At 32.0% G+C, this 23493-nt stretch carries 19 protein-coding genes; 17 read left to right on the forward strand and 2 right to left on the reverse strand.

Annotation, left to right across the window (positions count from 1 at the left end):
* Positions 1-116: 116 nt before the first annotated feature.
* From Q4Q16_RS00680 to Q4Q16_RS00690, 3 genes are all read left to right on the forward strand, one after another.
* On the forward strand, positions 117-3197 hold the full coding sequence (locus Q4Q16_RS00680) for a right-handed parallel beta-helix repeat-containing protein (protein ID WP_303345468.1): 3081 nt from the start codon (positions 117-119) through the stop codon (positions 3195-3197).
* Between the two features lie 170 nt (positions 3198-3367).
* Positions 3368-4315, forward strand: coding sequence for a nitrous oxide reductase family maturation protein NosD (locus Q4Q16_RS00685; protein ID WP_303345469.1), 948 nt, complete (start codon positions 3368-3370; stop codon positions 4313-4315).
* A 1-nt stretch (position 4316) separates the two neighbouring features.
* A complete protein-coding gene (locus Q4Q16_RS00690; protein ID WP_303345470.1) occupies positions 4317-7760 on the forward strand; it encodes a right-handed parallel beta-helix repeat-containing protein in 3444 nt (1147 codons plus the stop codon).
* A 280-nt stretch (positions 7761-8040) separates the two neighbouring features.
* Here Q4Q16_RS00690 and Q4Q16_RS00695 read toward each other — a convergent pair whose 3' ends face one another.
* Positions 8041-8589 carry a DNA-3-methyladenine glycosylase I gene (locus Q4Q16_RS00695; RefSeq protein ID WP_303345471.1) on the reverse strand — a complete coding sequence of 183 codons (549 nt, stop codon included), beginning with the start codon at positions 8587-8589 and terminating at the stop codon, positions 8041-8043.
* A 66-nt stretch (positions 8590-8655) separates the two neighbouring features.
* Here Q4Q16_RS00695 and Q4Q16_RS00700 point away from each other — a divergent pair, with 66 nt between their 5' ends.
* From Q4Q16_RS00700 to Q4Q16_RS00765, 14 genes are all read left to right on the forward strand, one after another.
* Positions 8656-10419, forward strand: a complete 1764-nt coding sequence (locus tag Q4Q16_RS00700) for an FUSC family protein (protein WP_303345472.1) — start codon at positions 8656-8658, stop codon at positions 10417-10419.
* A gap of 60 nt (positions 10420-10479) precedes the next feature.
* Positions 10480-11622 carry an aldo/keto reductase gene (locus Q4Q16_RS00705; protein WP_303345473.1) on the forward strand — a complete coding sequence of 381 codons (1143 nt, stop codon included), beginning with the start codon at positions 10480-10482 and terminating at the stop codon, positions 11620-11622.
* A 107-nt stretch (positions 11623-11729) separates the two neighbouring features.
* Positions 11730-12080 (forward strand): nascent polypeptide-associated complex protein, encoded by a 351-nt coding sequence (locus Q4Q16_RS00710; RefSeq protein WP_303345474.1) that lies wholly within the window; start codon positions 11730-11732, stop codon positions 12078-12080.
* A gap of 5 nt (positions 12081-12085) precedes the next feature.
* Positions 12086-12829: a metallophosphoesterase gene (locus Q4Q16_RS00715; RefSeq protein ID WP_303345475.1), complete on the forward strand. Its 744-nt coding sequence runs from the start codon at positions 12086-12088 to the stop codon at positions 12827-12829.
* Between the two features lie 58 nt (positions 12830-12887).
* A complete protein-coding gene (locus Q4Q16_RS00720; protein WP_303345476.1) occupies positions 12888-13904 on the forward strand; it encodes a Zc3h12a-like ribonuclease in 1017 nt (338 codons plus the stop codon).
* Positions 13905-15107, forward strand: a complete 1203-nt coding sequence (locus tag Q4Q16_RS00725) for a hypothetical protein (RefSeq protein WP_303345477.1) — start codon at positions 13905-13907, stop codon at positions 15105-15107. It begins immediately after the preceding gene.
* Positions 15108-15129: 22 nt separating this feature from the next.
* Positions 15130-15492 carry a hypothetical protein gene (locus tag Q4Q16_RS00730; protein WP_303345478.1) on the forward strand — a complete coding sequence of 121 codons (363 nt, stop codon included), beginning with the start codon at positions 15130-15132 and terminating at the stop codon, positions 15490-15492.
* Positions 15493-15507: 15 nt separating this feature from the next.
* The gene (argJ, locus tag Q4Q16_RS00735) at positions 15508-16731 is read left to right on the forward strand and encodes a bifunctional ornithine acetyltransferase/N-acetylglutamate synthase (protein WP_303345479.1); all 1224 of its coding nucleotides are present in this window, start codon (positions 15508-15510) and stop codon (positions 16729-16731) included.
* A gap of 309 nt (positions 16732-17040) precedes the next feature.
* Positions 17041-17631: a class I SAM-dependent methyltransferase gene (locus Q4Q16_RS00740; protein WP_303345480.1), complete on the forward strand. Its 591-nt coding sequence runs from the start codon at positions 17041-17043 to the stop codon at positions 17629-17631.
* A 690-nt stretch (positions 17632-18321) separates the two neighbouring features.
* On the forward strand, positions 18322-19125 hold the full coding sequence (modA, locus tag Q4Q16_RS00745; protein ID WP_303345481.1) for a molybdate ABC transporter substrate-binding protein: 804 nt from the start codon (positions 18322-18324) through the stop codon (positions 19123-19125).
* A 51-nt stretch (positions 19126-19176) separates the two neighbouring features.
* Positions 19177-19851: a molybdate ABC transporter permease subunit gene (gene modB, locus Q4Q16_RS00750; protein WP_303345482.1), complete on the forward strand. Its 675-nt coding sequence runs from the start codon at positions 19177-19179 to the stop codon at positions 19849-19851.
* A 38-nt stretch (positions 19852-19889) separates the two neighbouring features.
* Complete coding sequence (locus Q4Q16_RS00755; RefSeq protein ID WP_303345483.1) at positions 19890-20927, forward strand: sulfate/molybdate ABC transporter ATP-binding protein; 1038 nt, start codon at positions 19890-19892, stop codon at positions 20925-20927.
* 187 nt (positions 20928-21114) lie between these two features.
* Positions 21115-21825 carry a 2-C-methyl-D-erythritol 4-phosphate cytidylyltransferase gene (locus tag Q4Q16_RS00760; protein WP_303345484.1) on the forward strand — a complete coding sequence of 237 codons (711 nt, stop codon included), beginning with the start codon at positions 21115-21117 and terminating at the stop codon, positions 21823-21825.
* Entirely contained in the window at positions 21818-22834 is a 1017-nt protein-coding gene (locus tag Q4Q16_RS00765) for an alcohol dehydrogenase catalytic domain-containing protein (protein WP_303345485.1), read from the forward strand. Before Q4Q16_RS00760 ends, Q4Q16_RS00765 begins: the two co-directional genes overlap by 8 nt.
* 1 nt (position 22835) lies before the next feature.
* Here Q4Q16_RS00765 and Q4Q16_RS00770 read toward each other — a convergent pair whose 3' ends face one another.
* Entirely contained in the window at positions 22836-23363 is a 528-nt protein-coding gene (locus Q4Q16_RS00770; RefSeq protein ID WP_303345486.1) for a hypothetical protein, read from the reverse strand.
* Positions 23364-23493 lie beyond the last annotated feature (130 nt).

The following is a 23493-nucleotide window of genomic DNA, read 5'->3' on the forward strand; positions in this document are numbered from 1 at the left end:
TTAGTAATTTTTTTCATTTATTTGTTGGTTATTTTTAAATTGATTATTTTGGAGGGTCTGAAATAAAAAAATTTAAATTATTATTTTTATTCATGCTAATTTTTTCAATATTATTTTTGCTAGGCACTGTTAATGCAGAAGATGCAAACAGCACAGTGCCATTAACAAATGACAGTTTTGAATCTATTCAAAATCTGATTAATAATGCTAATTCTGGAGATTCTATTTATTTGGAGAATAAAACTTACCAAAGTACCGGATCTCCTATAATTGTCAATAAATCGATTAACATTTATGGTGTTGATTCTTCTAAAACAATTTTAAATGCAAATAATAAATCAAGTATTTTCATTATACCTAAAAATGTCAATGTCAGCATTAAGGGATTGACTCTTACTAAAGGTTATAATCTCACAGAAGGCGGTGCCATTTACAATTTAGGTATATTGGCTATAGAGGATTCCATAATTTCTAATAATTATGCCGAAACAGGTGCGATACACAGTGGCGGCAGTGCTAAATTAACTATTTCAAATTCGCTATTTGATAAAAATGGAGGCAGTTTTGGAGCGGCTGTTGATAATTATTTAGGGGAGCTTAAAATTTTCAGCACTGTTTTTACAAATAACTCTTGTCATGAGGGAGGTGCAATCTACAACAGATTCGGTAATTTTTTAGTTAATAATTGTACATTTATTGACAATTCAGCTGTTAGGGGAGGCGGAATTTATAATAACAGGGGAATTCTTGTTGTTCATAATTCAAGGTTCCTGTCTAACAATGCATCTGATTTGGGCGGAGGTATTAAAAGTTGGGGTGCATGTGAAGTGTATAACTCAACAATTACAAATAACGCCGCAAAACAAGGCGGGGGAATTTATGTATCCGAATTCACATTAATTGCTGAAAACTGCTTAATTGAGAATAACTGCGCTGATTTAGGCGGAGGAATAAATGTTGATGCCAAGGCCACTGCAATTATTAAAAACCTGACTATTGTAAATAATTCTGCTTATCGTGGTGGAGGCATTGATTTAACAATTGGGTCTCTTAATTTACAGAATTCTGTTGTAAGTAATAATTCTGCTCAGACTCATGGAGGAGGAATCTATTTTGCATTACTAAACTCTATTGTTCAAAATTCAGTAATTGATAATAACTCCGCAAAATTAGGTGGAGGACTTTATATTAATGGATTTAGGGGTGTTGTTGTAAATATCACAAACATAACTCTTAATAATAATTCTGCTTTTAAAGGTGGGGCAATTTATAATACTGGAACAATAAATCTTGAAACAAGCGTTTTAAAATCAAATCATGCTGATTATGCAGGGGGAGTGATTTATAATGAGCTTAATTGCAGTGTTAAAAAATCTCAGCTAATATCAAACAGTGCTGATGATATGGGAGGAGCTGTTTTTAATAAATTTAATATTGTGATTGATGAAGTTATTTTTAATTCAAATAATGCTTATGCAGGCGGTGCAATTTATAATGAACGTAACTGCAAGGTCAAAAATTCTAAATTAATTTCAAATCGCGCTGAAACGTCTGGAGGAGCAATCTTTAATAAATTTAATATTGTGGTCGACAATGATATTTTTAATTTAAATGATGCTCATAATGGCGGTGCGATTTATAATGATCTTAATTGCAGTGTCATGAACTCCCAATTTAGTAAAAACAATGGCCATTTCGGAGGAGCTATTCACAACCGTGATTTAAATATTGTCAAAAACTCAATATTTGATTCTAATAAGGCATTTCAGGCAGCTGCTGTTTATTCATCTGGAGACTTGGCCATTGACGGTTCTCAATTTATTAAAAATTTTGTCACTCATAATTCAGGGGTACTGATGCTTCATAAAGGAAATGTAACTATTTCAAATTCATTATTCAAATCTAATTATAATGCAGATGAAGGGGGATGTATTTTTAACATCCGTGCAAATGTGTTGGTTGAAAACTCTCAATTTATTTCAAATAGTGCAAGAAGCTATGGTGCAGCTATTGACAATGAAGGTAAATTAACAATTAAAAACTCATTGTTTGATAAAAATACTGCATATGGTGCCGGAGCTATAGACAATGCCGGTGAATTAACCCTCATTAAATCTAACTTTACAAATAATGCCGCAACAAAAAATGGTGGTGCTATTGACAGTAAAGGCAGAATGACAATTACCGGTTCAATTTTCAATGGCAATATTGCAGGAGGTAATGGCGGAGCAATAATGATTAGGGATAATGCTTCAATCGCTTATTCAGGCATTTATAATAATGCCGATGTGAATGGATGTGCTATTTTCAATAACGGTGTTGAAAATGTATCTCTTTTAAATAATTGGTGGGGATGCAACAATCCTAATTTTGAGAATTTATTAAACAATAATGTTCCTGACAATTTTAATTGGATAATAATGTGTTTTACAAGTAAAAATCAATTGGTTCAATATAAAAATGCTGTTTTGATTGTTGATTTTAAAATTAAAAATAAAAACGGCACTATTTCTAAAATTGATTCTCCATGGATGTTGCCTATTTTTAAAGTAAAATTATCCGCAGGAAAAGTTGAAAACATTGTTAACGGGTCTAAAGCAATATCAGTGTATATTCCATTAATTACGACTATTTCATCTAAAATTGATGGTCAAAGTATCACTTTAAAAATTGCACCAACTAACAAACGGATAATCGGCAATAAGGATATTGTTATGGATTATAATGGAAAAACAACATTTAAAGTTCGTGTAATAGGAACTGATGGAAAAATTGCAGGAAAAAATGTGGCTGTCGTAATGAAAATTTCCGGTAAAAAATACATTGCCAAAACAGATAAGAATGGATGGGCATCGAAAACATTCAGCCTACTTCCAGGAAGCTATAAAATCACTGCGACCTATAAGGGATACAGTGTTAAAAATTCAATAACTGTCAAAAAAGTTTTAAAAGCCAAAAGCGCCACTAAAAAACGCTCAAAAAAGATAAAATATTCGGCTACATTAAAAACAAGTAATGGAAAACCTATTGCCGGTAAAAAAGTCACTTTTAAAATTAAAGGTAAAACTTACATGGCCAAGACAAATAAGTATGGGATTGCTAATGTCAAGTTTATTAATTTGAAAGTGGGAAAATATTCAGTTCTTGTTAAATATGTGAATTCATATGTTAAAACAAAATTGAAGGTAAAACGATAAAGTTTTCATTAAAGGTGAGTGAAATTTTTCACATCACTTTTAATTTTCAATGAGAACCAATATTCAAATCAGATTTCAAAAATTGAATTTAACTGCTCTTTTTTAAAAATTAAATCAAATATATTAAATATGTCGATAGGTATAGTAATATATATTGATTGGAGGAAAATATGAAGTTTAATAAAATTTTAATGATATTTTTATTAATATTGGTTGGACTGCTTTGTATAAGTTCAGTTTCAGCTTCTGAAGATGAAAATATTTATGCAGAGGATTTGTCAAGTTCTGAAATATCTTCTATTGATGAATCTAGTTTAAAAGATGTTGAACCGACTTCTGAAAAACTAACGGCTGGTGAAAACTCTGGTGTATCTAATGTTATAGTTGTTGAGGAAGTTGAAAAAAATCACAATGAAATGAATGATCCTACAATACAGGTGGCAATTGATAATGCAAAGGCAGGAGACACAATTGTTATTAACGGAGAAAGCTATGTTCACTGTCATTTCATTGTCAATAAAAAACTGAATATAATAAGCAATGTCGGAACAACAATGGAGCCATGCGGTAGCAGCGCAGTATCTGGTTATAGGGGCATTTTCTATATTACTCCTGAAGCCAGCGGAACTGTAATCAGCGGTTTTAATATAGTAAATGATGTTTCCGATAATGATTATGGGATTCTTGTAAGGGGAGCATCAGATGTTACAATTAAAGACTGTAGCTTTTCTAATAGTGGACGTTATTCCGATGCAATCAGAGCAGAAAATACAAACAGAATTCTTATTCAAAATGTAACCATATCCCATGTCACAAACGGAATTAAAATTGTAAATTCACAAAATGTTAAAGTTAAGAATTCTCTGATTGATGATTCAAAATATTGTATTAACATTATTGACTCATCTAAAGCAGATTTAATTTCTAACAATATTACAAATAATTTCATTGCAGGAATTGCCATTTCAGGCTCAAGTAATAATATTAACATTCATTCTAACAATATTTCTGAAGGCAATATTGGAATCAATATGACTGCAGCCAAGTATGTTTATATCTTAAACAATTATATTGGATTTAACAAAAGATATGGTGTTTATACTAACTGCAATAACTAAAATGGAAATTAAAGGAAATTTCATTAATCAGAATGCTCAATATGATATTTTCAATGATCATCGTGTTAAAAATTTATTTAAAAAAGGTGGAGAAAGTTTACAGGTAATCACCAATAACTACATGATAGGTCATGGCGACAGACCAGTATGGCGTCAAGTTTATGAATATAAACCTTCCATAGGGGAGTTTATATATGATGCCGCAAATGATGATTATATTTATGTTGGCGAAGGTAAAGGTGAGTATATCGGTCATCAAAGCGGAACTTTCTTGGGTTATATATTCGATGTTGACCAGGATTTGATTTGTCCGAATATTTTCTTCAGCTATCCTACATCCGGCGTAACTCCATGGTCCCATACCGGAAATTATAAATTGTATTTAAGTGAGATTACTCAGGTTAAAAAAGGTGTTTATTCAATTTCAATTGTCGATGTTAACGGTAACATTGCCAAAGACATAAGTTCCGTACCGGTCATTTTTTATCTAAACAAAAACAACACTAATGTTTCTCCTCAAGAGGGGGACACTTATAAGATTGTCATGATGAAAAATGGAACTGCAACAGTGAGATTCTACCCGGATGACTTTAATAAAACCGGAAATGTCTTACTTGCAAGCTTCCCTGGTAAGGGCAATAATTTATACTCTCAGATGTACAGGCCATACAAAAAATTTGCAATTGATGATAAATACATTCCTGGAAATGTTAGTGGTACAAAAATAACAGTTTCAGATTTAAACACATATCCAGTTTCAAATGCATACTTTAAAGCAACTTTAACAGATTTAGACGGCAATCCTATTGCCAATGAAAAATTAATCTTTACAATCAATACTCGGTCATACACTGTTTTAACTGATGGTAAGGGTCAGGCCAAGCTTAAAATCGGACTTGCAAAAGAAAAAACCTATGCCATGACAGTTAAATATATTGGGGATGGGGTAGATTATTCTTCAAGCAATGCTCAGGCCAAAGTTGTCATAAAGAAAACACCTACAAAAATTTCATCTTCAAATGTTTATATGATTCCAAAAATGGCGGAAAATTTCTATATAACTTTAAAAGATGGATCAAATAAGCCGATTGCTAATCAAAAAATAGTTATTAAAGTCAATAAGAAAACATACACTTTAAAAACAAATAGTAAGGGAGTAGCATATAAAAAACTTAAATTCAATAAAAAGGGAACTTACACTATTAATATTAAATATTCAGGATCCAAGAAATACAAATCCTTTTCAAAAACAAACAAGATAGTTGTCAAATACTCTTCAAAAGGAGTTAAATTGACTGTTCCTAAAGTAACTATTCCTCCAAAAACTTATAAATACTATACAATATCATTGAAAAATCTTAATGGTAAAGGATTGGCTAAACAAAAAGTTATTGTCAAATTAAATGGTAAAAAATATTCAAAAGTAACAAATAGCAAAGGAAATATCGTATTTAAAGTTAAATTTTCAAAAATCAAATCATATTCAGTATCTGCTTCTTATAAAGGAAATAAAATATATAAAAAAGCTCATTCTGATGGCAAAATCAACGTCGCTAAGACTCCAACAAAATTTGCAGTTTCAAAAGTATCAAGTTTCCCTAATGAGAAAAAAACATACACAGTAACCTTAAAAACAAGTTCCGGAAAAGCATTATCCAAAATGCCGGTTACTATGAATGTTAACGGTAAAACCTATTCAAAAGTAACCAATAATAAGGGTCAGGCAAGTTTATCTTTGAAATTCGCAACAGAAAAAACATATCCTGTTACAGTAAAATACAATGGAAACTCAATTTACAAATCCAGTAAAGCCACTGGCAGTTTCATTGTTTCAAAGATTAACACTCAATTAATGAGTTATGATAAGACATTTGCATCTGATGCTAATAAAACTTTCAGAGTAACCCTTAAAGATAAATCCGGTAAAGCATTGGCTAATGAGAAAATTGTCTTTAAATTTAATAATCAGACTTTTACAAAAGCAACCGATAAAAATGGTGTTGCATATGTTGATATTGACTCAAATATCGGTTCATTTGATGTTTCATCAAAATATACAGGAACAAATAAATACAGAGCTGTTTCAAAAGTAAACAAAATTACAATATCAAACAAAACAAATGTGGTTTTTATTGATAAGAATTTGCCAAATTCAGAAATTCAAAATATTTTAAATGGCTGTCATGACGGAGATAATGTTGAATTTTTAGGAGATTTCTATTCTGGCATCTCACTGAATATTAATAGCGCATTAAACATCTACTCTTTAAATACCACAACTTTAAATGGTAAAGCAAAAAGCCCAGTATTTAAAATTTTAAATTCCAATACTACTATTTGCAATTTGTCTATTGTTGGAAATTCTTATGATGGAATTGAAATCAATAATGCGTCAAATGTTACAATAAAGGACAATATTATTTCCAATAAATTAGATAAGTCTAAAAATGCAAGTTATATGGACAGTACAATGTCCCTGCCTGGATACGGTATTAATATTGTTGATTCAAGGAATATTGTAATCTTAAATAACTGCATTGACAGTTTTGAAAGTGGAATTTTTGCCGGAAATACAAATAATCTGACCATTTCCACAAATTCATTGAGAAAAAATAATTATGGAATAAAATATGGATTCGGTGTTGCCAATTCCATCATTACAGGCAATAACATAGCAGACAACATTGGACTGTACACTATGCTGGTGCCTGAAGGTCCTAGAGGATATGGGGTATTCTTAAATAATTCTGCAGTAAATGTAACAATCACTAAAAATAACATCACATGGAATCATTTGGGAATTTCAGTTGATGCAAATTACTCAACAGGCATTTTGATAACTGGCAATGTAATTACTGATAATGTTTTAGAGGGAATCAGATTTAATGAAGGTTATGATTTGGCTCAAAATGCAATTGAACCGTTAGTAACTGATAATGCGATTTATAGAAATGCCAAAGGTCCAAGTATGATGATTTTAGGTGAATTAAGTGCAAATCCTGCTGGAATTTATGGTCCTGGTGCATTTAATGCATCTTTAAGATTGAATATAGGTCCAAATTGGTATGGTAAAAATCAAATTGTCACATGGGACTATGAAACCGGTATTGTCGGTTATGGAACAATGTGTCCGAGAATCAGCACAACCGGAATTGCATTTAAGGAAATTACCTGCATCACTCCAGGTACATATTCAATTACATTTTATAAAAATGAGGAAGTAGCTTCAAATCTGCCGGTATTTGAAATGTATGCTATGCTAAACGACAATCATGAAATTAAATTCAATGTTGTAAATGGTGTGGGCATATTCTCTTTTGATGCTCAGAACTTTTCAGAAGGTTCTAATGAGATAAAAATTTCAATTGGTTCTTTAAATGATGGGAATAGGACTTTTAAAGTCGAAATGTCTAAAATTTTAGAATCCAGTGAAATTCCAGTTTGAATAGTAAAATATTGATGATTAATTTCATTAATATTTCTTTTTTTTTATTCAGATTTTTCAAACACCGACTGCTGTCCTGCGGGCAAAACCAACATCTTTGATTAAATGCACGGAATCAAATATAAAACAACATTTCTTTTTAGAACTCTTAACTTTAATGATATCTGAAACTCAATATAATTGTAATGTAGTGGAAAACAGCATTCTTTGTCAATATGATACACATATCATAAAGTAGTTTCAAAGCAGGTCATGGTTTTGGATATTCTAACTTTTTTTATTAGTCCTTTCCGCAATATTTAAAACAGTCTTTCTGATGGTTATTGATGATTCCAACAGATTCAAGATAGGAATAAATTATTGTAGGTCCGACAAATTTCATTCCACGTTTTTTCAAGTCTTTTGAAATGGTTTTGGATAATTCAGATTCAGTTTTAAATTCACTATTAATTATTTCACCATTTGTAAATCCCCAAATGTATTCGTCAAAGCTTTTGAACTCCTTTTGAATTTCAATAAATATTTTGGCATTGTTTATTGTAGCATTGATTTTGCCTTTATTTCGAATAATTCCCTTGTTTGATAATAATTCATTAACTTTCCCCATGCCATATTGTGATATTTTCTTATAATCATACTCATCAAATGCTTTTCTAAAGTTGTCTCTTTTTTTAAGTATTGTTATCCAGGAAAGGCCGGCCTGAAAAGATTCTAAAACAAGCATCTCAAATAATTCTTCATCGTTATGTGTTGGAACTCCCCACTCCTCATCATGGTATCTGATATAGTCTTCATCATCACTTACCCAGTCGCATCGTTTAACAGTCATAGAAATTATTATTAAATGATTAATTTAAATATATTTTCATTAAGGACGGGTTGGAAAGGTTAAACAATGAACAAATCTTTAAAATTGAAATTGGGCATGTTCGTTTTCATGAGCATTGTCATGATTTTTTACATATTGGTGTTTGGCCAGACAAATGCAATTATTGGGCTGATGGTCGTTATTGCTGCTTTTCTGAATTTAGGTAATGATTTATCATCAAATCCCAAATTGTCATTTATTAAAATATTTTCTCTTTTGATGATTCTGGGAATCGCCTCATATCTTAACAGTCCCATTACTATTTTAAGTTGTATTCTGACATTTTTTATAGTATTTGCAACTACATTTTCATCATATAAGCTATTTGGAACACATTGCTATTTGCCTTTTTTAATGGTTTATTTTATGATGTCATTTTCTCCGGTAACTTTTGAAGATTTGGCGATAAGGATGTTATCTTTAGCTTTAGGGGCAGTAATCATTGTTGGCTTAAATTTGATTATTAATAGGAATAAATATCACAGGTTATCTGAAAATACAATTTCTTTACTAATTGAAGAGCTTATTAAAGCAGCCGATTTGAAATTGGATGGAGATGAACTGTCTTCAAATAGCTTTAAAGTGGTCAATGGATTTTATTCAAGTATCATTTCTAAATTCAAGTATAATTATTTCCCAACTCAAAAACACGAATCGGTTGTAAATGTCATAAAAGCATTTCAGAATATTGGATGGATTATGACAAATTTTAAGCTGTCCGAAGATGAATTGAAATATATCAAACACGTGTTGGCTGATTTTAAACAGTTCAGGAATTTGGATGGAGATGTTCTTGTCGAAACTAAAGGTATGAATCTGATTCTTTTAAATTTTAAAATTATTGAAAATGAAATTGATAAAAAAACATTAAAAAAAGAAAACGATTCAAAAAAGGCATTGTTTGGTGTTGTAAAGCCATTAATCAAACGACAATTGTCATTTAAATCAGCTAAATTTACTTTTGCTTTTAAAATGGCATTTGTTCTAACATTGTGGGAAGTTTTAACATTGATATTTAATTTTCCATATACGAAATGGCTGTTTTTCGCATCGATTTCCTTAATGGTTCCATATATTGATGATATTGCACGCACTGCCAGAAATCGTATTGGGGGAACATTGATTGGTGTCTTTTGCTTTGCATTAATTATGATAGCTATGCCATACATTCCAATACCTAATTATCTGCTAATTGCGGCAGTATTGTTTTTGGGGATAGTTGGAATAATTTTCTCATTTAAAAATAGATTAGTATTGTTATCATTTACAACCTTGTTGTCTGTTACGGTTTCTTTAATGTATATCACGCCTCCTGAAGCTATCGAATTGAAGATATTGTGGGTTGCTGTGGCTGTTATCGTGGTTTCATTTATCAATTATGGATTTTTACCATATTCTGTTGAAAAACAAACAAAAAATAACTTGAAAACATCTTACATTTTAAATAAGAAGTTTTTGGATTTAATCAAATCGAAATGCCTGGGCGAAGCTTCAATTAATAAAACTGCATTGCTTGTTGTAAGCAACATTATTCATGAGAATATTGAAATTACCGATAAAAACAAGGAACTGTATCGAATACAATCAGAAATAAGAGGTATTTCTAATTTCATTCTAGCATATATGGATATTTATGATTTGTCACCTCAGATAAAGAGAAAAATGATTAAAATAATTGAAGAGGAGGATAGTTTTAATAATGATTTTGATGATGGTGAAAGTGTTGTTTTGTTTTCACTAAATTATGTTGTCCAACAGTTCAATAAAGAAAAGGAATTAATCAAACAATGATTATGTTTATAAAAGTTTCAATAAAATATATAATTAAGTTTTATTATGGAGAGGGATTATATGGTTAAATTAGGTATGGGAATGATGAGACTTCCGGTTTTGGATGAGAATGATTTTTCAACCATAGACCTTGATCAATTTGCAAAAATGGTTGATGCGTATATGGATGCAGGTTTTAATCATTTTGATACAGCTTATCCTTATCATGAAGGTTTAAGTGAAGTGGCTTTGAGAAAATGTGTTGTTGAGAGATATCCGAGAGATTCTTTTACAATTGCCGATAAATTGCCTATATTTAATATTACAAAAGAATCCGAACTTGAACCGACATTTTCAAAACAACTTGAAAGATGCGGCGTTGACTACTTTGATTATTATATGATGCATAATGTAAGCGGATACTCCGAGGCGGGATGGATGGACGTTGATTCATTTGCTTTTGTAAATAAGAAAAAAGAAGAAGGATACATTAGACATTTGGGATTGTCCACTCATGCTGATGCCGAATTTTTGGATAATATACTGACAATTCATCCTGAAATGGAATTTGTGTTGCTTCAGATTAATTATCTTGACTGGGAAGATGAAGGAATTGAATCTAAAAAATGCTGGGAAGTTGCAAGAAAGCATAATAAGTCTGTAATGATTATGGAAGCATACAAAGGCGGTTTTTTGGCAGATGTTCCGAAGGAAGCCGAAAAACTCATGAAGGAATATGCTCCCGATAAATCTGTCATTTCATGGGCAATGAGATTTGCAGCTTGTTTGGATGGAATTTGCACAGTTTTAACCGGTGCAAGTAGTCTTGAACAGCTTGAAGAAAATATTTCAGAGTTTAATAATGCAACTCCTCTCAACGGCGATGAATTAAATCTGCTAAAGGAAGTTTCAGAAATTATAAATTCAAACATCACTGTTGACTGTACAAAATGCAGATACTGCGTTGATTCCTGCTCTGAAGGAATTGATATTGCAAAACTATTTGATTTATACAATAAAGAAAAGCTTCTTGACGGTAATGGATGGTCACAAATGGGCAATGCATATGTAAATTATTCTAAGCTTCCAGGTGTCGGAATAGCTTCAGATTGCAGCGGGTGTGAAATGTGTGTTGAAGAATGCCCTCAGCAGATTAATATTCCTGAAGTTTTAAAGGATGTCGCTGAAACATTTGAAACTGAAACTTATGGATTTACCAATTAATTTTATTTTTTTTTGAATTTTATTTTTTTAAAATTGCAAATTAAAGCAAGTTTTAATAATAATTAATAATATAATTAGAAATAGTTAACTTTTATGAGGATTGTATTATGATACCTGGTATGAACAAAAAACAAATGAAACAGATGGAAAGGCAAATGAAAAAAATGGGTATGAAAATGGAGGAACTTGAAGGCGCTCGTGAAGTCATTATCCGTTTTGATGAAAAAGAGTTGATTATCGATAATCCCAGCGTAAGTTTAATGAATGTAATGGGTCAGGAAACCTACCAGATTGAAGGTAAAGCCCGTGAAGTGGAGCTAGAATACGAAGTTGAAATTCCTGATGAAGATGTTGAAATGGTAGCAAACAGTGCGGATGTTTCATTAGATGAAGCAAGAGCAGCACTTGAAGAATGTAAAGGAGACCTTGCAGAAGCTATCATGAAATTAAACCAATAGATAAAATGACTGTTGTTGCACATATTTCGGATTTGCATGTTTGTAAATTAGAATTTGATGAAGAGGTTTTCATGAATGCTGTAAGTGAAATAAATCATCTGCAGCCTGACATGATTATTTTAACTGGAGATCTTACCAATAATGGTTATTATAAAGAATATCAACAGGCGGCTAAATATTTAAAGATGTTTGAAGCCCCAATATTTGTTGTTCCTGGAAACCATGATGCCCGAAATTTAGGTTATCAAACTTTCGAAGAGTTAATTGGAGAGAGAAGTTGGAAACTTACTATGGACGGCAATCTTACAGTAATTGGTCTTGATAGCAGCACTCCTGATGAAAATAGGGGTCATATTGGAAATCCTCAACATATGTGGCTGGATCATCAGTTGGATGAATGTGTGATAAATGAAAACTTTTCCATTGTTGTTTTACACCATCATGTAATTTCCATTCCTCAAACAGGGCGTGAACGTAATGTTTTATCTGATGCGGGAGATATTTTAAAGACACTGACAGGTCATGAAGTTGATTTGGTGTTGTCCGGACATAAGCATGTTCCAAATGTCTGGAAAATAAATAACACGGTTGTTGTAAATGCGGGATCTCTTTGTTCAACCAAGCTTAGAGGGAAAAATAAGAATTCTTACATGGTGTATAATATTTCTGATGAGCATATAGAAATCATCCTCAATATTGTTGGTGGGGAAAAATTCTTATTCGGAAAATATGCTCGAAATGTATTATAATTAAAAATTTAAATAAGAACATACAAAGATATAATATTAATTTGATTTAGGTGATATTATGAAAGTTGTTGTAGATGCTTCTAATGTAGCTTACTATATTAAAAATGAAAATGGCCAACCTCAAATGTCCAACATACTTGCAGCTGTTAAAGCATTAGAAGAGGGTGAAGACGAATTTGTAATTATCGCCGATGCATCACTTCGTCATGATATTGATGATAAGGATAAATTCTTGAAATTGCTGGAAAATGAAAATGTGGAAGAAGTTCCGGCGGGCAACGATGCTGATCATTTTATTTTAGGTATTGCTGTGCGTGAAAAAGCTAAAATATTGTCTAATGACAAATTCAGGGATTATGCGGCTGAATTTAAGAACATTCCGACTATGGTGATTCCATTTGTAATTGATAATGATAGGCTTACATTTGGCAAACCTAAGAAAGCTAAAAAAGATAAAAATATTCTTCAGCATATTTGTGATGAAATTATTAAAGAGCTAAACTTTAAAAAGTGGGAAATTTACACAGGTAAAGAAGGTTTGGAAATTTCCCCGTTAAATATTGCTAAACAAGCAATTATACGTATTGATAATGAAAACAATGTGGAATCAAAACTTGAAAGCATTTTCTCTAAAATCCCGATGTTCAATAAAATTGTTGATATGGTTGGGGATGTTGAAATAGCAGCTCCATATGTGATTTTTGTATTGGTGCATCCTAAGGATTATAAACTTGCTGTTAAGAATGCAGGAAACATTTCCGTTACTGTTGCAGACAGATTGGGTCTTGAGAAAAAACCGCTGATTGCCGTTAGAAACGATTTATTTACAAAACCTGGCACTTTTGAATTAAATATCATGCTGGCTGATGAAGTAACTGAACAAGCACCATACAATATCGCTGTTCGCGTATCTGCTCATGATGAAATATTTATTAAAAGAAACTCCAGAAATATTGCAAGCACCATAGCCGGAAGACTAGGGTCTTGGAAATTCCCTTTTGTTTCTGTAAAACCGGACATGCTTTTAGAAAAACCTGGCGATTTTGAAATTGAACTTGAAAAGGGAGGGGAATAGATGGTTAATATATTAACCAGGTCTTTAATCAAGTCATTTACTAAATTAAATCCCATTTCCATTGGAACTAAATTTTTTCCAACAAATTCACTTGAAACAGAATATGTGGAGCTGTTCAATTATACTCAAACTATTCTTTTTGAAATTGATAAGGCGGAAATTACTTCCGATTCCATTTTGGAGAATTTAATTCGTGATGTGGGCGGGGAAAACCTTCCGGATGATTACAATTTTTATGAATTAAAACCTGCTGAAAATAAAATTGAAGAATATGCTTTGGTAAGCAATATCATCATGGGTAATGACCGTTATTTTTATATCGAACTTCCCAATCCTTCTAATCTAATTAATATCTTTGTAAAAATTATTGAAAATGAAAAAGGGGAAGTTGTAGAAAAAACGGCAACAGAATTAGTTGCTAAAATGTTGAGTAAAAATGATGCGATTCGTGTAGCTATTGAATTAATAGGTATTGGTTTATCTGAAGGGGTTCAGGTAATATCCGCTGTTGGAATGACTGGTGCCGCTTCAATTGAAAGGGCAATTCATTATACTCAAAATGTAGGTAGCTTTCCAGGTATTGCCTTTACAAAATTAGGTGGGGAATACGCCCTTGTCTTTGACTCTCCATTTTTACTTCAAGAATCAAGGCCTGTTACTTTGGAAAATTATTTGTTCATTGATCTGATTGACTCCACTAAGTTTATTGATAAAAAAGGCCGTAATCAACTAGTTGAATTGATGACTGGCATTAAGAACTTCATTGAAACAGAATGTAACGGTGAGTTGGAAGGATATCGTGAAGGAGGAGATGATTTCATTGCAAGATTTCCGTCTAAAGATTTGGCAATACGTGCAGGTCTTGACACTGCATGGTTTGCACTTGACAATGGTGCAAAAATACGTGCAGGTGTTGGTAAGAGCAGAAGAGAAGCAGGTGAAAGGGCTCAACTCGTAGATAATTTGAATTCAACATCTCCATTATCTTTAGTTGTATTTGAATTGGCCAATGGGTTATATGCATATAATATCCCCTCCGAATTTACAAAAACTTTAATTAATTTAGTAGAAAACGAAAAAGCCAAACTGATTGGTGTTTTTGCATTTGTATTTGTATTTACTTATTTAATGTCAGTGTTGGGATTCGGAATGTTTAGTTTTGTTGGGGTTATTATAGCTCTAGTTTATGCACTTTTAGCTTAATGATTAAAAAAGGAACAGTAATATGCGAAGAAATAGAGATGACAAAAGGGTTTTGTATTCACCAAGAAACAATTCTGGAAGAGGTTATAAACGGCCAAAAACAAATAAACCTCCTCATCAGCGTAGAAGGGGTAAAACTAATCGTATTACAGTTTTTGTTATTATTTTGGCATTAATTGCATTTGTTATTGGTGCAGGAGCTGGAATATCCTTAACTTTTGATGATGGGGATGAAGGGCCTCAATGGCATAATGTTACCGAAGAGATGACTACAAACCTGACTGGTGATGAAAAAGTATACTTTGATGAAGACTTAGATCAGGTTGATTTTAACAATAATGAAACATTAACTGAACTGAATATTACTAAAGAACCTTCTTATTAAGTTTTGGCGATTATTATGGATTTTATTAAAGAATTAAATGGCGGATTTTCTGTTATTGAAAATCTCAAAGTATCCGGTGCGCGTGAAAGTAAATATGGTGTTGCCATCATTTATTCACCGAACAGTACTGCCTCTGCAGTTTTCACTTCAAATAAAGTTGTTGCAGCTCCGGTTAAATATACTAAAAACATGCTTAAAAATGGAATTGTTTCTGCCGTTTTTGTAAATAGCGGTAATGCTAATTGTTTTACCGGAAAACAGGGTTTTAAAGATTGTGAAGCTTTGGCCAAATTAGTTTCCAATGAGTTGAAAATACCTGAAGATGAAATAGCTATTTCTTCAACCGGTGTTATTGGTCGTGAAATGCCGATGGGCATTATTTCTGAAGTGGCTCTTGAATCCCTTTCAAAACTGGGAAACGGTCCTGAAAACTCACTGGCAGCTGCAAAAGCCATAATGACAACTGACACATTTCCAAAAGAATGCGCTATTGAAGTTACATTAACCACAGGTGAGGTTGTTAAAATTGCAGGTATTACTAAAGGCAGCGGGATGATTGCTCCGAATATGGGCACCATGCTTTCATTTATTGTAACTGATGCAAAAATTCCGGCTAATGAAATCAATAAGGCACTAAAAAAAGCTTCAGATATTAGTTTTAACATGATTGTTGTAGATGGTGATGAAAGCACAAACGACACATGTTTGATGATGGCTAATGGAGCATCTGATGTTGAAGTTGTAAAAGACGCTAAATTAGATTCTAATTTCCAGGAAGCTTTAAATTATGTCTGCATTGATTTGGCTAAAAAAATGGCAAGGGATGGTGAAGGAGCAACCAAATTCATTGAAGCTAATGTCTGTGGTGCTAAAAACTTGGAGGGCGCAAGACTTGCGGCCAAATCAGTTATTTCTTCAAGCTTATTTAAATCAGCAGTATTTGGCGGTGATCCGAATTGGGGAAGAATTGTTTCGGCCATAGGTTATTCCGGCTGTGATTTAAATCCGGATATTGTATCAATAGCTATTGGAAATGATTTGGATGAAGTGGATCTGGTTAAAAATGGTGAAATTTTAGCATTTGATAATACTCCACAACTCAAAAGAGCTGAAAAGATAATGCAATCCAAGAATGTCATTGTAAACATCGATATCGGTTTAGGTGATGGTGAAGCAACTGCATGGGGTTGTGATTTAACATATGATTATGTTAAAATTAATGCTGAATACACTACATAAAGAAAACCTTTAAATATCTTGAAAACAAATATTTTTTTGTTATAGATGTAATTCTAATTATTTTTTTCATTAATTTTAAGGAGGGTGAATATGGCAAAAGTTAAAGGAACTAACAGGAGAACCAGACAAAAAAGAAGTTATACCAAACCTGGTAGTAAAAGAGGAAGAGGAGTTAAACAAACTTGGAAAAAATAATCCTCTTATAACTTTTTTTATCATTTTTAACTATTTTTTTTGATGTTATGAAAACATCGCCATATTGAAAATTATTAAATACTATTTTTTAAAGATATTATATGTGGTGATTATATGAATGGACATAGGGCTCATGGTTTTTCAAGTGTACATTTCTTGGATTCTGATGAGATTATATCTGAATTAAATTTGAAAGGTGATGAAACTTTTATGGATGCCGGTTGCGGAGACGGCCACATCGCAATAAAAGTGCTAGATGATTATCTTCCAAATGGGACTGTTTATGCTGTTGATGTTTATGATGCATCTATTGAAGATATGGAAACATACAAAAATGAAAATAATGTTGAAAATTTAATCAACATTGAAGCAGACATTCCTAAAGGAATTCCCGGTGTTGAAGATGAATCTGTTGATGTTGTTTTAATGGTTAATGTCTTCCACGGATTTAAGGCATCAAGAACAGCAGATGATGCCATAGATGAATTTGCAAGAATTATTAAACGTGATGGTAAAATTGCAATTATGGATTATAAAGCTTGGGATGTTCCAAAAGGACCTCCAACAGCATTTAGAAGTCATCCGTCTGAATTGGAAGAATTATTTGCTAAACACGGTTTAAAAATGACTTATTTAAATGAAGAAATTGGTGAAGATATTCCTGAAGGCAAATCTCACTACTTCATTGTTTTCCAAAAAGAATAGATGGGGGTCTTTTCTCTATTTATTCTTTTTTTCAATTCTTCTCAGTTTTTCTTATTTTAATGTGCTTGTAATGGTGTGGAATATTTGTTAATGTCAATTGGGGTTGCGTTTTGGTGAATATTATATGTAATGTGTTATATGTAATATTTGAGCAATCGTTAATTTTAAATCAATTCAAAAGTTTAGAAACATCAAAATAAAACTTTAATTTTATTATAAATTATTTTTATTATTGTGTGATGATTTTTATGTATTGTTTGGTGGTGTATCTCTAAAAAAGTACTTACATTGCGTTTCTACTTTCCAGACATTATTTAATTTTGATTCGATATGAAAATGTTTATATATTAGTATATAATTAATGAAACTCGTCTTTAAACTCTTTTTACTCCAGTAATGTTATTATTGTCCAATTCAATTTTAATTCGATATGATAATATTTATATATTACTATATGATTAAAATAATATTGCTAATCATGATTATTAAATCGTAATTATGGGATTGGGGATAAATGAAAGACAAATGTTGAGGGTGTAATTTTATTTTTTGCAGTTTGCATGCAGATGTAAATAGTAGGTATTCTACACACATTTTGGTTCAGATTGAATTTCCTTTTTCTAATCTTAGATTATTGTATTTGATGTCTGATAGTATTATTTTTATCAATTGGTTTAAAGGAGAATAATCATGAAATCTATGAAAACATTAGTTATCGCTATTATTGCGGTAGTGGTGGTTATTGGTGTGGGTTTATGGGCTACCGGCTCATTAGACACTAACCAAGACTTAGGTAATCAAGAAATTCAATTAGCAGCTGCTGCTAGTTTGAAAAATGTTTATGATGAAAAGTTAATTCCTATGTTTGAAGAAAAGCATCCTGGTGTGAAAGTCACTCCTACTTATGCTTCAAGTGGGGATTTGCAAACTCAAATTGAAAATGGTCTAAAAGCTGATGTATTTATGTCTGCTGCTAATAAACAGATGAATGCTTTGGTTGAAAAAGGTTATATTGACAATGCTACTAATGTCCAATCTTTGGAAAATAAAGTTGTTTTAATTGTACCTGCTGATTCAAATTCCAATATATCTTCATTTGATGATTTAAAAGATGTAAAGGGCACTATTGCTATTGGAGACCCTGAATCCGTACCTGCCGGTCAATATGCTAAAGAAGTATTATCCAACCTTGGTATTTGGGATGATGTTGAATCTAAATTATCTTTAGGTACTGATGTAACTGCTGTATTGAACCAAGTAGCTCAAGGATCTGCTGATTGCGGTATTGTTTACTCTACTGATGCTAAATCTAGTGATGATGTTAAAGTAGTTTGTGAAGCTCCAGAAGATGCATTAAAAACTCCGGTTATTTATCCTGTAGCTGTTCTTAAAGATTCCGAGCATTCTGATGCTGCAAAAGCATTTGTTGACTTCTTACAAACTAAAGAGGCTCAGGACGTATTTGTTGATTATGGATTTGCTATTCACCAGTAGATTTGACGGATTATTCATATAAAATAATAAATGTATTAAAGAGATAGAGACATGATGGACTGGACTCCGATTTTCATTTCAATGAAAACTGCAAGCTTATCAATATTCATAACCTTTTTTGTAGGTTTGATTGTTGCTTGGGGTATTGTTAAGATGAAAAATGAAACAATAAAGATTGTACTTGATGGTATTTTTACACTGCCGATTGTGCTGCCTCCTACTGTAGTGGGGTTCTTTTTATTGTACATTTTTGGTGTCAGAGGTCCGATAGGTAAGTTTTTTATAGACTTTTTCACTGTGAAAATAGCATTTTCATGGTCTGCAACTGTTATTGCAGCTGTCGTCATGTCTTTTCCTTTAATGTACCGTTCCGCTCGGGGTGCGTTTGAACAGGTGGATTCTAACTTGTTGGATGCAGGCCGTACATTAGGTATGTCTGAGTGGAAAATTTTCTGGAAAGTTTTATTTGCAAATGCATTGCCTGGAATTATCAGCGGCGGAATTCTTGCTTATGCTCGTGGTTTAGGAGAATTTGGTGCTACAGCCATGCTTGCAGGCAATATTGCTGGACAAACCAGAACTCTTCCTATGGCGGTTTATTCTGAAGTTGCTGCTGGAAATATGGGTGATGCTTTTAATTATGTCGTGTTCATTGTTATTATATCATTTATAGCTATTTTTATTATGGATTATGTTTCCATACGCAAGGAAAAGCAATGGAAATGATTTTATAAGTATTTTATTTTGTTTTATGGGGGAGGATTATGAGTAATAAATTGTTAAAGGTAGATATCCACAAAAAACTTAAAGAATTCGACATGGATGTTGATTTTGAACTGAAAAAAGGGTGTTTAGGTATTTTAGGTCCTTCTGGCTGCGGTAAAAGTATGACGCTTAAATCTATTGCAGGTATTGTCACTCCTGATGATGGTGTTGTAAGTTTAAATGCTGATGAAGAAACTATTTATTATGATTCCAATGGAAAAATTAATTTAAAACCCCAAAAGAGAAATGTAGGTTACTTATTTCAAAATTATGCTTTATTTCCCAATATGACTGTTGAAGAAAATGTTGCTGTTGGTTTGCCTAAGGATTATGATGAGAAAATATTGTCCGGAATGATTGAACGCTTTCGTTTAGGTGGATTGGAGAAAAGATATCCTAGACAATTGTCTGGAGGCCAGCAGCAGAGAGTGGCACTGGCCCGTATTTTAGCTTATGGCCCGGATGTTATATTGCTGGATGAACCATTTAGCGCCATGGATACTTTCCTAAAAGAACAGCTGCGCATTGAACTTATTAACTTGCTAGACGATTTTGAGGGATTGTCTATTTTAGTTACTCATGACCGTGATGAGGCATTCCAGTTTTGTGATGAACTTCTAATATTGGATAAGGGCAAAGTTATTGCAAAAGGACCTACTCATGAAGTATTTGAGAATCCAAAAAAGGTTCAAGTTGCAAGACTTACTGGATGTAAAAATATTTCCAAAATCGAAGTTATAGATGATTATCATATTAAATCTTTGGATTGGGGAGTTGTATTTGAAGTGTCTGAAAAGATTTCCTCTGATATTACTCATATTGGAATAAGGGCTCATGATTTTTCTCCGGCAGAGGAAGATGATGTTAATGTGATTGACACTTCAGATTCAGTAAAAGTGGAAATGCCTTTTGAGTGGGAAGTGACTCTTTCAAATGGATTATGGTGGAAAGCCGATAAAAAGATTCATGAGCATGAATTTGAAATTCCCAAGTATTTAAAAGTTGATTCTAAAAATATTATCTTGTTGGAAGAATAGTTTGGATTCACATATTATTGGAATGTTTTTCATAACTTATTTTAATTCATATTTTATGGATTTGTAATATTTTTATTGCATACTCTTATTTTGAAAATTATTAAATACTATTTTTTAACAATTATTAAATAGGTGAAACTTTTAATTATTATTAAATTATTTTACATATGAAAAGGGGAATGTGTTAATGATTTTTGCAGCAATTTTAGCAGGCGGTATGGGATTAAGGATGGGTGGTTGTGATACTCCTAAACAATTTTTGAATTTAGGCGATAAGCCTGTCATTGTTCACACGATAGAAAAATTTGTAATAAATGATAAAATTGATAAAATCGTTGTTTTAACACCTAAAAACTTCATTAATCACACCATTCACTTGATTGATAAGTATATTTCAGATAAAAAAGACATTATTGTTATAGAAGGTGGAGAAACTAGAAACGACACATTAATTAATAGTATTAAATATATTGATGAGAATTTCGGCATTGATGAGGACTCAATTATCGTTACACATGATTCTGTCAGACCATTTGTAACTCATAGGATTATAGAGGACAATATCAAAGCCGCAAAAAGATATGGGGCATGCGATACTGTAATTCCTGCTACTGATACAATTGTTGAGAGTATAAATGGGGCGACTATTGAAAGCATTCCCGTAAGGGATTATTATTACCAGGGTCAAACTCCACAGAGCTTCAATATAAAGAAACTTTTTAATTTGATTAGCAGTTTAACAGAAGAAGAATCTATTATACTTACAGATGCATGTAAAATATTCACACTTAAGGATGAAGATGTACATCTAGTTGATGGTGAAGTGACAAATATTAAGATTACATACCCTTATGACTTAAAATTAGCAAATACCATACTTGAGGATATTCATGATTAATATTGTTTATAGGTTAAAATCCCCTAAATTTTTTGAGGAAAATATTGACGAGATTGAATTGGACGGAGTCATAGTCAGACCGACTTATCTTTCAATCTGTCAGGCTGATCAAAGATATTACCAGGGCTCACGTCCTGCCGAGATTCTGGAAGAAAAATTACCCATGGCTTTAATTCATGAAGGAATAGGGGAAGTCGTTTATGACGGGTCCGGTGAATTTAAATCCGGAGACAGTGTTGTAATGATTCCAAACACTCTCGATAAAAAGGATGTTTATAGTGCAAATTACTCTTACGGTTCTAAATTCAGGGGAAGTGGTTTTGATGGATTCACTTCTGATTTAATTAAATTGGATTCTGATAGGCTTGTTAAAATACCGGATGATTTCAATCCTCATGTTGCGGCATTCATTGAATTAATTTCAGTTGCATATCAGGGAATATCTAAATTTAATGAGATTGCAACCACTCCAAAAGAGGCACTGGGTGTTTGGGGAGATGGCAATTTAGGTTTCATTACTTCCCTTCTTTTAAAAGACAGATTTCCTGATTCCAAAGTCATTGTATTTGGAAAACATTCGGATAATTTAAGTTTGTTTTCTTTTGCTGATGGCATTTATCAGATACATAATGTCCCTGAAGATTTAGTAATTGACCATGCTTTTGAATGTGTCGGTTCAAGTGCATCTCAATCAGCCATTAACCAGAGTATTGACTTAATCAACCCTCAGGGAATAATAAACTTATTTGGTGTAAGCGAATATCCCATACCAATCAATACACGTATGGTTTTAGAAAAAGGATTGACAATTCAGGGAAACAGCAGATCTGAGAGAGAAGATTTTGTTGGTGTTGTTAAAACACTCAAACAAAACCCTAAGCTTTTTGAGTATTTGGAAAAATTAGTCACCAATATATGTGAAATAAATTCTTTAAACGATTTAAAAGAGTCTTTTGATGTGGACCATATTTCAAATTTTGGAAAAACAATTTTGAAATGGAATAAATAGTTTAATAATGAATTTCATTAATTATTCTAAAGTATTCTTTTCTAAAATAATTTCTTTCTTCTTTTTTACATATCACTGGCATCATTGCCAATGCATATAAATCATCATTATCCAGCATTTCTCCTTTTGCCATTTTTGCTTTGATTATATTGAGCAGGATATGTGCGGGGTTTTCTTCGATGCAGGCTAATTTGATTGAAAAATCTGCTTCTGATTTGATTTCACATTCCTTGACACGAACATTGACTGTATTTGGGCAGATTATGTATATTGAGACATGTTTTCGGTTTGTCTCAAACAGTGCTTCTGCAAGTTCCACATATTTTACAAGTTCATCTTCTGTAAAATCGGTTATTTGCAATTCCAAATCAATTATTTCGTCATTTTCAGTAATGAAAATGTTTCCTTCTTGATAGATATTTTCATCCAATCTTAAATTCTGAATTGGAAGATGGCATTTAATTTTTCTTTTATCCTTAAATGTTTCTTTTATGAATTTTGTTTTCATTATGAAATCTTGCTTATTCATTGTTTAACCTCGGATAATATTAATTTACATTCTTTATATCTGATTTTAATATTAATAAATTGGTCAGTTATTTATTAAATCAATTTTACAAGGTTAAATCAATTTTAAATCAATCTAGTGTATTTTTATA

This window comes from Methanobrevibacter sp., assembly GCF_030539875.1.
Classification (GTDB): domain Archaea; phylum Methanobacteriota; class Methanobacteria; order Methanobacteriales; family Methanobacteriaceae; genus Methanocatella.

Excerpts from the sequence above, each read along its gene's own strand:
- Q4Q16_RS00685 (WP_303345469.1), top strand. The coding sequence starts at position 3,368 with ATGAAGTTTAATAAAATTTTAATGATATTTTTATTAATATTGGTTGGA.
- Q4Q16_RS00690 (WP_303345470.1), top strand. The coding sequence starts at position 4,317 with ATGGAAATTAAAGGAAATTTCATTAATCAGAATGCTCAATATGATATT.
- Q4Q16_RS00695 (WP_303345471.1), bottom strand. The coding sequence starts at position 8,589 with ATGACTGTTAAACGATGCGACTGGGTAAGTGATGATGAAGACTATATC.
- Q4Q16_RS00700 (WP_303345472.1), top strand. The coding sequence starts at position 8,656 with ATGAACAAATCTTTAAAATTGAAATTGGGCATGTTCGTTTTCATGAGC.
- Q4Q16_RS00705 (WP_303345473.1), top strand. The coding sequence starts at position 10,480 with ATGGTTAAATTAGGTATGGGAATGATGAGACTTCCGGTTTTGGATGAG.
- Q4Q16_RS00710 (WP_303345474.1), top strand. The coding sequence starts at position 11,730 with ATGATACCTGGTATGAACAAAAAACAAATGAAACAGATGGAAAGGCAA.
- Q4Q16_RS00715 (WP_303345475.1), top strand. The coding sequence starts at position 12,086 with ATGACTGTTGTTGCACATATTTCGGATTTGCATGTTTGTAAATTAGAA.
- Q4Q16_RS00720 (WP_303345476.1), top strand. The coding sequence starts at position 12,888 with ATGAAAGTTGTTGTAGATGCTTCTAATGTAGCTTACTATATTAAAAAT.
- Q4Q16_RS00725 (WP_303345477.1), top strand. The coding sequence starts at position 13,905 with ATGGTTAATATATTAACCAGGTCTTTAATCAAGTCATTTACTAAATTA.
- Q4Q16_RS00730 (WP_303345478.1), top strand. The coding sequence starts at position 15,130 with ATGCGAAGAAATAGAGATGACAAAAGGGTTTTGTATTCACCAAGAAAC.
- argJ (WP_303345479.1), top strand. The coding sequence starts at position 15,508 with ATGGATTTTATTAAAGAATTAAATGGCGGATTTTCTGTTATTGAAAAT.
- Q4Q16_RS00740 (WP_303345480.1), top strand. The coding sequence starts at position 17,041 with ATGAATGGACATAGGGCTCATGGTTTTTCAAGTGTACATTTCTTGGAT.
- modA (WP_303345481.1), top strand. The coding sequence starts at position 18,322 with ATGAAATCTATGAAAACATTAGTTATCGCTATTATTGCGGTAGTGGTG.
- modB (WP_303345482.1), top strand. The coding sequence starts at position 19,177 with ATGATGGACTGGACTCCGATTTTCATTTCAATGAAAACTGCAAGCTTA.
- Q4Q16_RS00755 (WP_303345483.1), top strand. The coding sequence starts at position 19,890 with ATGAGTAATAAATTGTTAAAGGTAGATATCCACAAAAAACTTAAAGAA.
- Q4Q16_RS00760 (WP_303345484.1), top strand. The coding sequence starts at position 21,115 with ATGATTTTTGCAGCAATTTTAGCAGGCGGTATGGGATTAAGGATGGGT.
- Q4Q16_RS00765 (WP_303345485.1), top strand. The coding sequence starts at position 21,818 with ATGATTAATATTGTTTATAGGTTAAAATCCCCTAAATTTTTTGAGGAA.
- Q4Q16_RS00770 (WP_303345486.1), bottom strand. The coding sequence starts at position 23,363 with ATGAATAAGCAAGATTTCATAATGAAAACAAAATTCATAAAAGAAACA.